The organism is Mycobacterium sp. NGS51 (genome assembly GCF_059812525.1).
Window position 1 is genome coordinate 86,440 of the sequence record NZ_JCALCV010000001.1, and the last position, 13,214, is coordinate 99,653.

The window sequence follows — 13,214 nt, forward strand, 5'->3', positions numbered from 1 at the left end:
GCTAGCCGTCGCCGGGGGCCGGTGCGCTGGACTCTTCCTCCAGACAGCCTTCGGCGACTGCGTGTTTGATGCTGTCGGCCAGCTTCGGGCATGACCGGGCGCGGCTGCTGTGTCCGCCTTCGGCGCGCAGGTCGGCGAAGAATGCGCAGCGCTGCGCCGCCTCGGAATTCCACTGCACCGCAGTGTGTCCCGGTCCGAGCTTCTTGACAGCAACGGTTGCGTGGCAGAACCGGCAGTCCACCGGCACCAGGCCCGCCGAGAGGTAACGCTCGCGGTCGGCGCGGGAGGATTCGGCGATAGCGGCGGCCCGCTGAGGGTCGTTCGCGAAATCCGGTGCCTTCGCCCAGCATCTGCCGGCGGGATCGCCGGACGGCGCATGGTCGTGGTCGTCGTGTGGGCCGTGCAGGGCCAACATCGACCGGGCAAGTTGGTCGACGTTGGGCGGCTGCTCGCTGCCGGTCATGACGATGCCTGGTCGGCCTTTTCTTCCTCGGCCTGCCGTTTGAGGTTCTCTTCCACTTCGACGTGCCACTTCTCGTTGGCCACAGTGGTGTCCACCTCGATTTCGAAGCGATCGGTCATCTCCGCGGTGACATCGGCGGCATCGACATAGAACTGTTGATACCAGCGCCGCATCTGGTAGACCGCGCCGTCCTCCTCGACCAGTAGCGGATTGTCGATGCGGGTCTTGTGTTTCCAGATTTCGACGTCCTGCAAAAAGCCCTTGCTGACCCCGTCGGTCATCGCATCGGCGAGCTTCTCGGTCATCGCTTCGTCCATGCCCTTGGGCTTCTCGACGATCACACCCCACTGCAGGACGAACTTTTCCTGTGTCACCGGGTAGTGGCAGTTGATCAGGATGGATTCGGCCTTGTAGCCGCCGTAGCTGTTGTGCAGCCAGTTGATCATGAACGACGGTCCGAAGTAACTGGCCTCCGAATCCAGGTGTGCCTCCCCGTAGGTGGTGCCCATGTCGTTCACGTCGGGTCGGCCGACGTTGTGTAGGTACTGCGAGGCGATGTGGCCCTCGAACACGTTCTTGAAGTACGTGGGCAGCCCGTAGTGGATGTAGAAAAAGTGCGCCATGTCGGTGACGTTGTCGATGATGTCGCGGCAGTTGGAGTTGATCTCCATGCTGTTCCACCGCCAGTCGGTCCACTCACCACCGGACCACTCGGGGATCTCCGGGATCCGTACCTCGTCCGGCGGCGGGTTGCCTTCAGGGTCGTGCCAGACGAACAGCAGTCCGCCGCGGACATCGGTGGTCCAGGCACGGGTGCGGGCCAGTCGAGGCGTGCGCTTGGCGTAGGGCACCAGCTTGCACTTGCCGTCACCGCCCCAGCGCCAGTCGTGGAATGGGCAGGCGAGTTCATCGCCTTTGATGGTGCCCTGCGCCAGGTTGCCGCCCATGTGCCGGCAATAGCCGTCGAGGACGTTCAGTCCGCCCTGCGAGTCGGCGAACACGACGAGGTGGGTGCCGAAGATTTCGATGCCGTGGGGCTGCCCGTCCAGGAAGTCCTTGACCGGGCCCAAGCAGTGCCAACCCCGGGCGAACCTGTCGGGCAGGGTGCCTGTGTCGATCTCGCGAATGCCGGCCGTCTCGGTAGCCATGCTACGCCTCCAACTTTGTCAGCTTCTAACTAGAACACGTTACAGTTTTTCTATCGGATCGCGCAATCATGGCCGCTCTCACTAGGGCCTACCCGCTGTGAGGTATATCTGAACGATGCCGTTGTTTTCCTTCGAAGGCCGCGCGCCGAAGATCGATCCCACCGCCTTCGTTGCGCCCACCGCGACCTTGATCGGTGACGTGACGATCCAAGCCGGCGCGTCAGTGTGGTTCAACGCCGTACTGCGCGCCGACTACGGGCCGGTCGTCGTGCGCGAGGGCGCCAATGTTCAGGACGGATCGGTGCTGCATTCACCGCCCGGGATCCCGGTCGACATCGGCCCGGGGGCCACGGTGGCGCATATGTGCACCATCCACGGCGTGCACGTCGGGGCTGAGGCGCTGATCGCCAACCACGCCACCGTCCTGGACGGGGCGGTGATCGGCGCACGCAGCATGGTCGCAGCCGGTGCGCTGGTGCTCGGTGGCACGAAGATCCCCGACGAGGTGCTGGTGGTGGGGGCACCGGCCACGGTGAAGGGGCCGATCGCGGGCACTGGGGCCGAGATGTGGGTGAAGGCCAACCCGCAGGCCTATCAGGACCTGGGCCGCCGTTACCTCACCGGGCTGGAACCGCTCTAGATTTTGCGCGCCGACGCCGTGGCGCGGTCGACCTCCCAGTACGCGCGCAGTGCCACCAGTCTGCCGTCGTCGTCGGCCTTGTAGGTGAAGACGCCGTCGGTGGTGATCCGGTACCCGCCCATGGTGATCACGATGTTGCCGACGTTGGCTTCCTCGTTGCCGCACTGGAAGGTGTCGACGAAGTTGAACTCGATCTTGTCGGTCGGGGCGATCGCCTTGTCCCAGAACGCCGAGATGGCGTCGCGGCCGCGATGGCCCTTACCCTCCGGATCGAAATGCGATGGACCGATGGGGTCTTCGACGATCGCGTCGTCGGCGAAAACCTCCAACCAGGCTGCCTTGTCGCGGGCGATCACCGCGTCGCGGGAACGCTTGCCGGCCAGGTGTGCGGGCGAGTCTGTCACTGTTGCCATCCCGAGTGGATATAGGTGTCGGCGAAACGCTTCAGCGAATCCTTCTTCGCCTCCAGCGGCGCGTCGAAGCCCAGTCCGTCGAACACCCAGGGAACCACGATGTTGTCGGTGACGCCGATCTCGGCAAGCTCGCGGTGGCCGTCGACCCCGAACTTGTCGATGCATACCGCCTGGAACTCGAAAGGCTGGTCGGCACGGCCGTATTCGGTGCGCAAAGCATTGAGCTTGCCGATGGTTTCGGCGAGTTGGTCCGCGGTCATCATGGCGCTGGTCCAGCCGTCGCTGACGCGCGCCGCGCGCTTGAGTGCGACGTCGGTGTGGCCACCGACGTAGAACGGCACCGGCTGGCTGGGGGCCGGGCTCATCTGCAGTCGGTCGAAGTCGTAGAAATCGCCGTGGAATTCGACCATCCCACCGCCCAGTACCAGTTTGATGACTTCGATCATTTCATCGACGCGTGCGCCGCGGCGCTTGTAGGGCACCCCGCACCACTCGAATTCCTCCGGCGCCCAGCCGATCCCGACACCGAAGCCGAACCGGTTGCCGGTCAGGTTGGCCACCGAGCCGACCTGGCGAGCCAGCAGCAGCGGATTGCGGGAGCCGAGTTTCATCACGTTGGTGTAGAACCGCAGTGTCGAGGTCACTGCGCCCATCGCACCGGCGGCGATCAGCGGGTCCACCCACGGCGTGTTCTCGTCCCACATCCGCGACCCGTCCGGGGTGTAGGGATAGTCGGCCGCGGCTTTTTCCATGTAGAACAGCGAGTCTGGCAGCGCGATCGCGTCGAACCCCACCTCCTCGGCGGTTCTGGCCAGCTCGGTCAGCTGGTCGATCGGGCCCATCGCGACGCTGCAGGTGTACTTCATGGCTTGTCTGCCCCCACCACCCACATCGAGTAATACTGCGAGCCACCGCCGTAGGCGTGTCCGAGTGCCTTCCGGGCGTTGGGTACTTGGTGATCGCCTGCTTTGCCCATCACCTGAATGGCGGCTTCGGCGAACCGGATCAAACCCGAGGCGCCGATCGGGTTAGACGACAGCACGCCGCCGGAGGCGTTGAGCGGGATGCGCCCGCCGATCGCGGTTTCGCCGGCTTCGGTGAGCTTCCACCCCTCGCCCTCGGGGGCAAACCCGAGGTTCTCCAGCCACATCGGCTCGAACCACGAGAACGGCACGTAGATCTCGGCGGCGTCGATTTCGTCGATCGGGCTGGTGATGCCGGCCGCCTTCCACAGCGCCTTGGCGGCGTCGCGCCCGGCCTGCGGGTTGACCTGGTCGCGGCCGGAGTACGCCAGCGGTTCGGTGCGCAATGCGGTGGCGTGGATCCATGCCACCGGATGGCCGTCGGCGACCCGCGTGTCGGCGGCGTCTTCGTTGCCGATCACCACCGCGCAGGCGCCGTCGGACGACGGGCACGTCTCGTCGAAACGGATGGGGTCCCACAGCATCTGCGACGACATCACCTTGTCCAGTGTGATATCTGGTTGATGCAGATGCGCCAACGGGTTTTTGGCGCCGTTGAGCCGGTCTTTGACCGCCACCATGGCACCGATGTGCGTCGGTGCGCCGGATCGGCGGATGTAGGAGCGCACGTGCGGCGCGAAATAGCCGCCCGCGCCGGCGCCGACTGGCTTGGTGAACGGCACTGGAATACTCAACGCCCACATGGCATTTGACTCGGACTGCTTTTCCCAGGCCATCGCCAGCACCCGCCGGTACTTGCCCGACTGCACCAGGCTGGCCGCCACCACACCGGTTGACCCGCCGACCGAACCCGCGGTGTGCACCCGGATCAGCGGCTTGCCCGTCGCGCCGACGGCGTCGGCCATGAACAGCTCCGGCATCATCACGCCCTCAAAGAAGTCGGGCGCCTTGCCGACCACCACGGCGTCGATGTCTGCCATGGTCGACCCGGAGTCGGACAATGCCTTGTCGATGGCCTCGCGAACCAGCCCGTTCATCGAGACGTCCTGGCGCTTGGCGACGTACTTCGTCTGGCCGGTGCCGAGCACCGCCGCAAGCTGGCCTGCCATCTTATTTCCCTTCCAGCACGGCGACGAGATTCTGTTGCAACACTGGGCCGCTGGTGGCGTGTGCCAGCACCCGGCCTGCCGAACGGTCGAAAATGTGTTGTGCTGCAAAGCCGATGCGCTCCAATCCTGCGGAGAACATCGGGTTGGCGGCCAGTGTGCCGCCCGACGGGTTGACCTTCGTTGACGACTGCAGGCCGATCGCCTCGGTCAGGATCAGTTGCTGATGGGTGAACGGCGCGTAGATCTCGGCCACCTCGATCGAGCTGGTATCTCCGCCCGTGGCGGCCTTGGCTGACGCCTCCGTTGACGGCGAGGTGGTCAGGTCGCGGGCGCCGAGGATCGGGGTCTCGATGCGGTGCTCGAACCCGGTGATCCAGGCTGGGTTCTCCCGCAGCTCGCGGGCTTTGTCGCCGGCAGCCAGCACGATCGCCGACGCGCCGTCGGTGATCGGCGCAATGTCGTGGCGCCGAAGGGGATCGGCGAAGAACGGCCGGGCCAGCAGTTCGTCGATGCTCTTCGCCGGCCTTTCCGAATCGGTGCGCTCCGCAGCCGCGAACGAGTCCAGCGCCACTTGCGCCATCTGCTCGGCCGTCCACTTGCCGGCGTCCAAGCCGAAACGGGCCTGCAGCCCGGCCATCGACACTGCGTCCGGCCACAGCGGCGCGACGGTGTACGGATCGGTCTGCATCGCAAGCACCCGGCGCAGCGTGCCGGCGGAGGACTTGCCGAAGCCGTAGACCAGCGCGGTGTCGACCTCACCGGTCAGCAGCTTGATGTAGGCCTCGTACAGCGCCCATGCGGCGTCCATTTCCACGTGCGACTCGTTGATCGGGGGTACCGCCCCGATCGAGTCGATTGCGGAGATAAACGAAAATGCTCGGCCCGCAAGGTAATCCGACGAGCCGGAGCACCAGAAGCCGATGTCGGTCTGCTCAAGCCCGAGTTCGTCATAAAGTGAATGGAAGCACGGCATCAACATTTCGACGCCGTTGGTGGTGCCGTCGGTGCGGCGCACATGCGGCGCATGGGCGAATCCGACGACAGCTACATCGCGATCGGTCACGTTATCCCTCTTACAGGTGGTGTTTGTAGGTGTCGTAGTCGGCGTCGGGTTCGCCGGTCGGCTTGAAGTATTCGATGTTGTCGATGCCCAGGCCCCATTCCTCCTGAGGCTTCCACACCGCTTGCACCCGCATGCCCATCCGCACCTCGGCGGCGTCGATCTCCTGAATCAGGTGTAGGAAGGCGATGTCGGCGCCGTCGAGGAGGACGTAGGCGGCGACGTACGGCGGTTTGATGCGCTGGCCGGCGAACGGGATGTTGATGATCGCGAACGTCGTCACTATGCCCTTGTCGGGCAGTTCGACGAAGTTGTCGAGTTCGCGGCCGGTTGCTGGATCTGCTTCCTTCGGCGGGAAATACACCTTCCCGTCCTTGCCGGTGCGGGCGCCGAGCAGCTTGCCCTCTTCAAGGGCGCGCAGAAACGCGGTCTCGGGAAGTGAAGCGGTGTGCTGGATTTCGATGCTGCTGGGCGTCTCCTGGACGGTCACCGGGTCACGGTCGTCAGTCGTATCGGCAGTTTGGTTACTGGGTTCGGCCTGCTCGCCGAGCGCGAAGTAGGCGATATCGGTGATCGCTCCCACTGGCTGGTCGACCCAGCGCGCATGCACGCGCGCCCCGGTAATGCTCGCGTCGGACGATCCAACATCAACGGCGTGTAGCAGGCCGACGTCGGCACCGTCGAGCTTGATCAGTGCCCAGGCGAACGGCCGGTCCAGCGGCTGCCCCTGTAGAGGCTCGGGCTGCCAGGTCCACGACAGCACGGTCCCGACACTGGCCACCGGTACGATCTCGGTCAATCGTTCATAGGTCACGGGGTCGAACTCGGCGGGCGGGACGTAAACCCGGCCATCCGAGCCCCGGACACCGACGATGCGTCGCTCACGCAGGGCGGTGAAGAACTGGCTGAGGGTAGGTCCGACTGAACGGGTGTAGTCGAAGGACAGCTTCAGAGGTGCCGCGAGAGGCCGCTGATCGGTATCGATCTGCACCGGGCTGCTTTGGCTGGTGGTCACAGCAACGAGTAGAACAGGTTCTAAGAATCTGAGCAAGGAGCCGGGAATGAAGCTGGGACTGCAACTGGGTTACTGGGGCGCACAGCCGCCGGAGAACGCGGGTGAGCTGGTGGCGGCGGCCGAAGACGCCGGCTTCGACGCGGTGTTCACCGCGGAGGCCTGGGGCTCGGATGCCTACACGCCACTGGCCTGGTGGGGAGCGTCGACGAGCCGGCTGCGGCTGGGCACCTCGGTGGTGCAACTGTCTGCGCGCACCCCGACCGCGTGCGCGATGGCGGCGCTGACCCTGGATCACCTTTCCGGCGGGCGCCACCTGCTGGGCCTGGGCGTGTCCGGTCCGCAGGTGGTCGAAGGCTGGTACGGGCAGAAATTCCCCAAGCCGCTGGCCCGCACCCGCGAATACATCGACATCATCCGGCAGGTATGGGCCCGGGAGAAGCCAGTCACCAGCGACGGCCCGCACTATCCGCTGCCGCTAACAGGTGACGGCACAACGGGTCTGGGCAAGGCGCTCAAACCCATCACCCATCCGCTGCGGTCCGACATTCCGATCATGTTGGGCGCGGAAGGCCCGAAGAACGTGGCACTGGCCGCAGAGATCTGCGACGGCTGGCTGCCGATCTTCTACACCCCGCGACTGGCCGACATGTACAACGAATGGCTCGACGAGGGTTTCGCCCGCCCGGGGGCCCGTCGCAGTCGCGAGGATTTCGAGGTCTGCGCGACCGCCCAGGTGGTCATCACCGACGATCGGCCGGCGGCGTTCGCCGGCATCAAGCCGTTCCTGGCGCTCTACATGGGCGGCATGGGTGCCGAGGACACCAACTTCCACGCTGACGTCTACCGCCGGATGGGCTACGCCGAGGTCGTCGACGAGGTCACCGCACTGTTTCGCGGTAACCGCAAGGACGAGGCCGCCAAAGTCATTCCCGATGAACTCGTCGATGACGCGGTGATCGTTGGCGACATCGACTACGTGCGTAAGCAGATCACGGTCTGGGAGGCCGCAGGCGTGACGATGATGGTGGTCTCAGCGCGCAGCGTAGAGCAGGTCCGCGAGCTGGCCGCATTGGTCTAGTTCCCCCCGCGAGCAGACGCAGAATCGCACGTTCGAGCAGCGAATCGTGCGATTCTGCGTCTGCTCGTCAGAGTCCTTGCGGCTCGACTAGAACACGTTCTAGATTGGCCGGATGAGCCGCCCGGCGATGATGCAGAGTGCGCAGCGCGATGAGGAGGAGCCGGGCAATCGACGTCGGTCAGCCCAGCGGGTGGGCGTCGCCGAACGACATTTCCACATTGGCGACCGATCCCGACACCATTGCTCGCTTCGGCAGGCCCAGCGACGCCAACTCCGCGGCGTAGGGGTGATCGCCCAATCGCAGCGTCGCCCCGCCGATCCGGCCGCGCAACCCGCTGACCTTCATCTCCCACGGCACCTCGCGGGTAGTGCCCTCGGCGTAGGTGTAGGTCTTGAGCACCTGCGGTTTCGACGTGAACAGCGACGGGACGGGCAGACCGCGGCCGAAATCGATGCCCGCGATGTGCGAGCCTTCGGCGCTGACGTCGAACCCGAAGTTGCCGCCTTCACGAACGCTGAAGTCCGCCATGATCTTCGGAAATCCCCAGATGGTGCGCCCAGCCTCCAACGTGAAGCTCTGGTCGACCGGCAGGTGGTGGATGAACGCTGCCGCGTCCTGCAGCGCGCGCCAGCCGTGGGCCTGCGAGCCGGGCGGATTGACCATCACGCAGGTGCCGAATTCGTGGTACTGCCCGAGGTCGCCGTCGATGTAGCGCGCCAGCATCAAGTTGACCACGGCGCGGCCGGGGCGGTGTTGGCAGACCTGCAGGTCGCTGTAGTCGATGAGCCGCTGGGCCGCCTCGGCGTCCACCGAGAACATCGCCGTGTGCACGTCTGCCTTTCGAACCCGCACCGGCATAGTCAGTACCGTTCCGGCAATGGTGTGTTGTGATTCAGGCATATCTGGAGGTTAGTCCATGACAGTCACGATTCCCGATGTCGATTTGACAGACGGCACCTTCTACGCCGACGGCCGGCAAGCCCGGGAGGCGTATCGCTGGATGCGCGCCAACCAGCCGGTGTTTCGGGATCGCAACGGGCTGGCCGCGGCCACGACCTATCAGGCCATCATCGATGCCGAGCGCAACCCAGAGCTGTTCTCCAGCACCGGAGGGATTCGTCCCGACCAGCCCGGCATGCCGTACATGATCGACATGGACGACCCCGCGCACCTGTTGCGGCGCAAGCTCGTCAACGCCGGTTTCACCCGCAAGCGAGTCCGCGAGAAGGAGCCATCGATCGCGCGGCTCTGCGACACGCTGATCGACGCGGTCTGTGAGCGCGGCGAGTGTGACTTTGTCCGTGACATCGCCGCGCCGCTGCCGATGGCCGTGATCGGCGACATGCTGGGCGTGCTGCCCGAAGAGCGCGGGATGCTGCTCAAGTGGTCTGATGACCTGGTCACCGGGCTGAGCTCGCACATCGACCCGACGTCGGCAGAGTTCCAGGCGGTCATGGACGCGTTTGCGGCCTATACCGAATTCACGATGGGCATCATCACCATGCGTCGGGCCGAACCGACCGATGACCTGTTCTCCATCCTGGTCAACGCCGAGGTTGAGGGACAGCGGATGTCGGATGACGAGATCGTCTTCGAGACCTTGCTGATCCTCATCGGCGGCGACGAGACCACCCGGCACACGCTGTCCGGCGGCACCGAACAACTTCTTCGACACCGCGACCAGTGGGAGCAACTAGCGGCTGACCCGTCGTCGCTGTTGCTAGGAGGCGCCATCGAGGAGATGCTGCGCTGGACGTCGCCGGTGAAGAACATGTGCCGGACGTTGACCGCCGACACCGACTTTCACGGCACCTCGCTTCGCGACGGCGAGAAGATCATGCTGCTGTTCGAGTCGGCGAACTTCGACGAGTCCGTGTTCGGAAACCCAGAGCAGTTCGACATCCGGCGAGACCCCAACAGCCATCTGGCCTTTGGCTTCGGCACGCACTTCTGTCTGGGCAATCAGCTGGCCCGCCTGGAGCTTTCGCTGATGACGTCGCGCGTTCTGCAGCGTCTCCCCGATCTGCGACTGGCCTCTTATCACGACGGAGCTTTGCCGCTGCGGCCGGCCAACTTCGTCAGCGGCCTCGAGTCGATGCCGGTCGTGTTCACGCCCAGCGCGCCGGTGAACGCGTAGCGCGAGCGTAACGCCAGTGCGAAAATCCGGGCGAGAATTCGCGCTGGCGTTACGTTCGGCGCAATAGCGGGCGCGTTAGCGGCTGCGGAAAACGGGGGCGCGCTTCTCTTTGAAGGCCAGCGGCCCTTCTTTGGCGTCGTCGGACAAGAACACCTTGATACCGATCTGGGTGTCGATCTTGAACGCGTCGTTTTCGGCCAGGCCCTCGGTCTCCCGGATGGACTGCAGGATCGCCTGCACCGCCAGCGGCCCGTTGTTGGAGATCGCGTCAGCAATCTCCAACGCTTTGGTCAGCGCCTGCCCGTCCGGAACGACGTGCCCGATCAGCCCCATCTCCTTGGCCTCGGCGGCGGTGATGTGTCGCCCGGTCAACAACAGGTCACACGCCACCGTGTAGGGGATCTGCCGAACCAGCCGCACCGCTGAGCCGCCCATCGGATACAGGCTCCAGCGGGCCTCGGAGATCCCGAACTTGGCGCTTTCGCCGGCGACCCGGATGTCGGTGCCCTGCAGGATCTCGGTGCCCCCGGCGATAGCCGGGCCTTCGACCGCGGCGATCAACGGTTTGGTGAGCCGGCGGCCCTTGAGCAGAGCGTCGATGCGCGACGGGTCGTAGCTGCCGTCTTTGAACGACTCACCCGGCGGCTTGGCGGTGGCCGCCTTGAGGTCCATGCCGGCGCAGAAGTAGCCGCCCGCCCCGGTCAGGATGCAGCAGCGGATGTCGGGGTCGTTGTCGACGCGGTCCCAGGCCTCGACCATGACCTGCATCATTTCGCCGCTCAGCGCGTTGCGGGCCTCGGGGCGATTCAGCGTGACGATCAGGGTATGTCCGCGCTGGTCAATCAGTGCATGAGCCTCGCTCACCGGTGTCTGCCTTTCTGCGCGGCTGTCACAAACTTGTCAAGAAATGTAACACGTTCTAGTTTGGGTCCGTGGCTCTGAATATCGCCGACCTTGCCGAGCATGCCATTGACGCCGTGCCTGACCGTGTCGCGCTGATCTGCGGCGACGACCAGCTGACGTATGCGCAGTTGGAGGAGAAGGCCAACCGCCTGGCGCACTACCTGATCGACCAGGGCGTCAAAAAGGACGACAAGGTTGGGCTGTACTGTCGCAACCGCAACGAGATCGTGATCGCGATGCTGGGCATCGTGAAGGCCGGCGCCATCCTGGTCAACGTCAACTTCCGCTATGTCGAGGGTGAACTGCGGTATCTGTTCGAAAACTCCGACATGGTGGCGGTGGTGCATGAGCGTCAGTACGCCGACCGCGTCGCCAACGTGTTGCCGGAAACCCTGAATGTGAAGACCGTCCTGGTCGTCGAGGACGGCAGCGGCAACGACTACCAGCGCTACGGCGGAGTCGAGTTCTATTCCGCGCTCGAAGAAGGCTCACCAGAGCGTGACTTCGGTGAACGTAGCGCTGATGACATCTACCTGCTCTACACCGGCGGCACCACGGGGTTCCCGAAGGGCGTGATGTGGCGGCACGAGGACATCTACCGCGTGCTCTTCGGCGGAACCGACTTCGCGACAGGCGAATTCGTCAAGGATGAGTACGACCTGGCCAAGCAGGCCGCGGCGAATCCGCCGATGATCCGCTACCCGATCCCGCCGATGATCCACGGTGCCACGCAGTCGGCCACGTGGATGTCGCTGTTCTCGGGTCAAACCACCGTTCTGGCACCGGAATTCGACGCCGACGAAGTGTGGCGGACAATCCACGACCACAAGGTCAATCTGCTGTTTTTCACTGGCGACGCGATGGCCCGCCCGCTACTCGACGCACTCATGAAAGACAACGACTACGACCTGTCATCGCTGTTCTTGTTGGCCAGCACCGCGGCGCTGTTCTCACCGAGCATCAAGGAGAAGCTTCTCGAGCTGCTGCCCAACCGGGTCATCACCGACTCAATTGGCTCGTCGGAGACCGGTTTCGGCGGCACCAGCATCGTCGCGGCAGGGGAAGCGCACACCGGCGGCCCGCGGGTAACCATCGACCATCGCACGGTCGTGCTCGACGACGACGGCAACGAAGTGAAGCCGGGCTCTGGTGTGCGCGGCATCATCGCCAAGAAGGGCAATATCCCGGTCGGCTACTACAAGGACGAGAAGAAGACCGCCGAGACGTTCAAAACCATCAACGGTGTGCGGTACGCGATCCCCGGGGACTACGCACAGGTAGAGGCCGACGGAACGGTCACCATGCTGGGCCGCGGTTCGGTGTCGATCAACAGCGGCGGGGAGAAGATCTACCCCGAGGAAGTCGAGGCCGCTCTCAAGGGCCATGCTGACGTGTTCGACGCGCTGGTGGTCGGAGTGCCCGACGAGCGCTACGGCCAGTGCGTGGCCGCCGTCGTGCAGCCGCGGCCGGGAACCCGTCCGGCGTTGACCGAGCTCGATCAGTTTGTTCGCGCCGAGATCGCGGGATACAAAGTCCCCCGCGCACTTTGGTTTGTCGATGAAGTCAAGCGCTCACCGGCCGGCAAGCCCGACTACCGTTGGGCCAAGGAGCAGACCGAGGCAAGGCCGGCCGACGACAGGCACGCAAACCACGTGGCGACCGCTAGCGCGGCGGAGCCGGGCGCAGCGGGTCGCCACTAAATCACCCTGAAGTGCCTGAGTCAGGGCAGTTTGATCACCGACACGTACATTTCGACAATCGGCCGGTAGAGGTCGACCTCATCGAGTTGACTACCCAGTACGACAGAATCGCTAGTGGCGACGAGTGCTTGGGCGAACGTCAACGCGGGGATGCGCAACGTCCCGCCGAGCCGGTCGATGCCCTCGACGATGAACTTCGCCAACGCCGCGACGACCTCTGATCTCTTGGCAGCCACCCGTTCCCGCGCATCCGGATTGCGGAGCAGATACAGGGTGAACTCGTGGCCCAGCGCGGCGTGTTCGGCGCCGCGGTCGCGGCTCAGTTGGCGCCACCGCTCGGCGATCTCGTCGAGTTCGCGCGCCCCGATCTGCCGCGCCGTGGACATCACCTCCGCGAAATTGTCGAAGTAGCGTCGCCAGTATCGGTCGCTCACCGCCAAAAAGAGGTCCTCCTTGGTGGCGAAGTGCTTGTAGATCGCGCCCTTCGTGTACCCGGCAGCGTAGGCGATGTCATCGACAGTCGCTGTGGTGAAACCCTTTTCGGCGAACACGTCCTCGGCGGCATCCAGCAGGAGCGAACGAGTGTGCTCGAGGCGTCGCTCCCGCGTCCAACGCTCCACCATG

The 13,214-nt window shown here is 64.8% G+C and carries 14 protein-coding genes; 4 read left to right on the top strand and 10 right to left on the bottom strand.

What is annotated here, in order from left to right; genetic code table 11:
• Position 1: 1 nt before the first annotated feature.
• Positions 2-463, bottom strand: coding sequence for a hypothetical protein (locus AC5Y5W_RS00450; RefSeq protein ID WP_499989049.1), 462 nt, complete (start codon positions 461-463; stop codon positions 2-4).
• Positions 460-1,611: a 3-ketosteroid-9-alpha-monooxygenase, oxygenase component gene (locus AC5Y5W_RS00455; RefSeq protein ID WP_499989046.1), complete on the bottom strand. Its 1,152-nt coding sequence runs from the start codon at positions 1,609-1,611 to the stop codon at positions 460-462. Before AC5Y5W_RS00455 ends, AC5Y5W_RS00450 begins: the two co-directional genes overlap by 4 nt.
• Positions 1,612-1,726: 115 nt before the next feature.
• Between AC5Y5W_RS00455 and AC5Y5W_RS00460 the strand changes: the two genes are divergently transcribed.
• Positions 1,727-2,251 carry a gamma carbonic anhydrase family protein gene (locus tag AC5Y5W_RS00460; RefSeq protein WP_499989044.1) on the top strand — a complete coding sequence of 175 codons (525 nt, stop codon included), beginning with the start codon at positions 1,727-1,729 and terminating at the stop codon, positions 2,249-2,251.
• On the opposite strand, the gene AC5Y5W_RS00465 is transcribed toward AC5Y5W_RS00460, so the two are convergent.
• Genes AC5Y5W_RS00465 through AC5Y5W_RS00485 form a run of 5 tightly spaced genes read right to left on the bottom strand, consistent with a single transcriptional unit; the run spans position 2,248 to position 6,771 of the window.
• On the bottom strand, positions 2,248-2,664 hold the full coding sequence (locus AC5Y5W_RS00465; protein WP_499989040.1) for a nuclear transport factor 2 family protein: 417 nt from the start codon (positions 2,662-2,664) through the stop codon (positions 2,248-2,250). The two genes, AC5Y5W_RS00460 and AC5Y5W_RS00465, sit on opposite strands and share 4 nt — an antisense overlap.
• Positions 2,652-3,530: a TIGR03619 family F420-dependent LLM class oxidoreductase gene (locus AC5Y5W_RS00470; RefSeq protein WP_499989037.1), complete on the bottom strand. Its 879-nt coding sequence runs from the start codon at positions 3,528-3,530 to the stop codon at positions 2,652-2,654. Before AC5Y5W_RS00470 ends, AC5Y5W_RS00465 begins: the two co-directional genes overlap by 13 nt.
• Complete coding sequence (locus AC5Y5W_RS00475; protein ID WP_499989034.1) at positions 3,527-4,696, bottom strand: thiolase family protein; 1,170 nt, start codon at positions 4,694-4,696, stop codon at positions 3,527-3,529. The genes AC5Y5W_RS00470 and AC5Y5W_RS00475 overlap by 4 nt, the downstream gene beginning before the upstream one ends.
• Position 4,697: 1 nt before the next feature.
• A complete protein-coding gene (locus tag AC5Y5W_RS00480; RefSeq protein WP_499989032.1) occupies positions 4,698-5,759 on the bottom strand; it encodes a thiolase family protein in 1,062 nt (353 codons plus the stop codon).
• A gap of 10 nt (positions 5,760-5,769) precedes the next feature.
• Entirely contained in the window at positions 5,770-6,771 is a 1,002-nt protein-coding gene (locus AC5Y5W_RS00485; protein WP_499989030.1) for a Zn-ribbon domain-containing OB-fold protein, read from the bottom strand.
• A gap of 46 nt (positions 6,772-6,817) precedes the next feature.
• Here AC5Y5W_RS00485 and AC5Y5W_RS00490 point away from each other — a divergent pair, with 46 nt between their 5' ends.
• A complete protein-coding gene (locus AC5Y5W_RS00490) occupies positions 6,818-7,849 on the top strand; it encodes an LLM class F420-dependent oxidoreductase (RefSeq protein WP_499989028.1) in 1,032 nt (343 codons plus the stop codon).
• Positions 7,850-8,027: 178 nt separating this feature from the next.
• On the opposite strand, the gene AC5Y5W_RS00495 is transcribed toward AC5Y5W_RS00490, so the two are convergent.
• Positions 8,028-8,750, bottom strand: a complete 723-nt coding sequence (locus tag AC5Y5W_RS00495) for an acetoacetate decarboxylase family protein (protein ID WP_499989026.1) — start codon at positions 8,748-8,750, stop codon at positions 8,028-8,030.
• Between the two features lie 16 nt (positions 8,751-8,766).
• Between AC5Y5W_RS00495 and AC5Y5W_RS00500 the strand changes: the two genes are divergently transcribed.
• Positions 8,767-9,987 (top strand): cytochrome P450, encoded by a 1,221-nt coding sequence (locus AC5Y5W_RS00500; protein WP_499989024.1) that lies wholly within the window; start codon positions 8,767-8,769, stop codon positions 9,985-9,987.
• A gap of 75 nt (positions 9,988-10,062) precedes the next feature.
• Here the strand turns inward: AC5Y5W_RS00500 and AC5Y5W_RS00505 are convergent, their stop codons facing one another.
• On the bottom strand, positions 10,063-10,851 hold the full coding sequence (locus AC5Y5W_RS00505; protein WP_499989022.1) for a crotonase/enoyl-CoA hydratase family protein: 789 nt from the start codon (positions 10,849-10,851) through the stop codon (positions 10,063-10,065).
• Between the two features lie 68 nt (positions 10,852-10,919).
• Between AC5Y5W_RS00505 and AC5Y5W_RS00510 the strand changes: the two genes are divergently transcribed.
• Positions 10,920-12,590 carry an acyl-CoA synthetase gene (locus AC5Y5W_RS00510; RefSeq protein WP_499989020.1) on the top strand — a complete coding sequence of 557 codons (1,671 nt, stop codon included), beginning with the start codon at positions 10,920-10,922 and terminating at the stop codon, positions 12,588-12,590.
• A gap of 20 nt (positions 12,591-12,610) precedes the next feature.
• On the opposite strand, the gene AC5Y5W_RS00515 is transcribed toward AC5Y5W_RS00510, so the two are convergent.
• Complete coding sequence (locus tag AC5Y5W_RS00515; protein ID WP_499989018.1) at positions 12,611-13,213, bottom strand: TetR/AcrR family transcriptional regulator; 603 nt, start codon at positions 13,211-13,213, stop codon at positions 12,611-12,613.
• Between the last annotated feature and the right edge of the window lies 1 nt (position 13,214).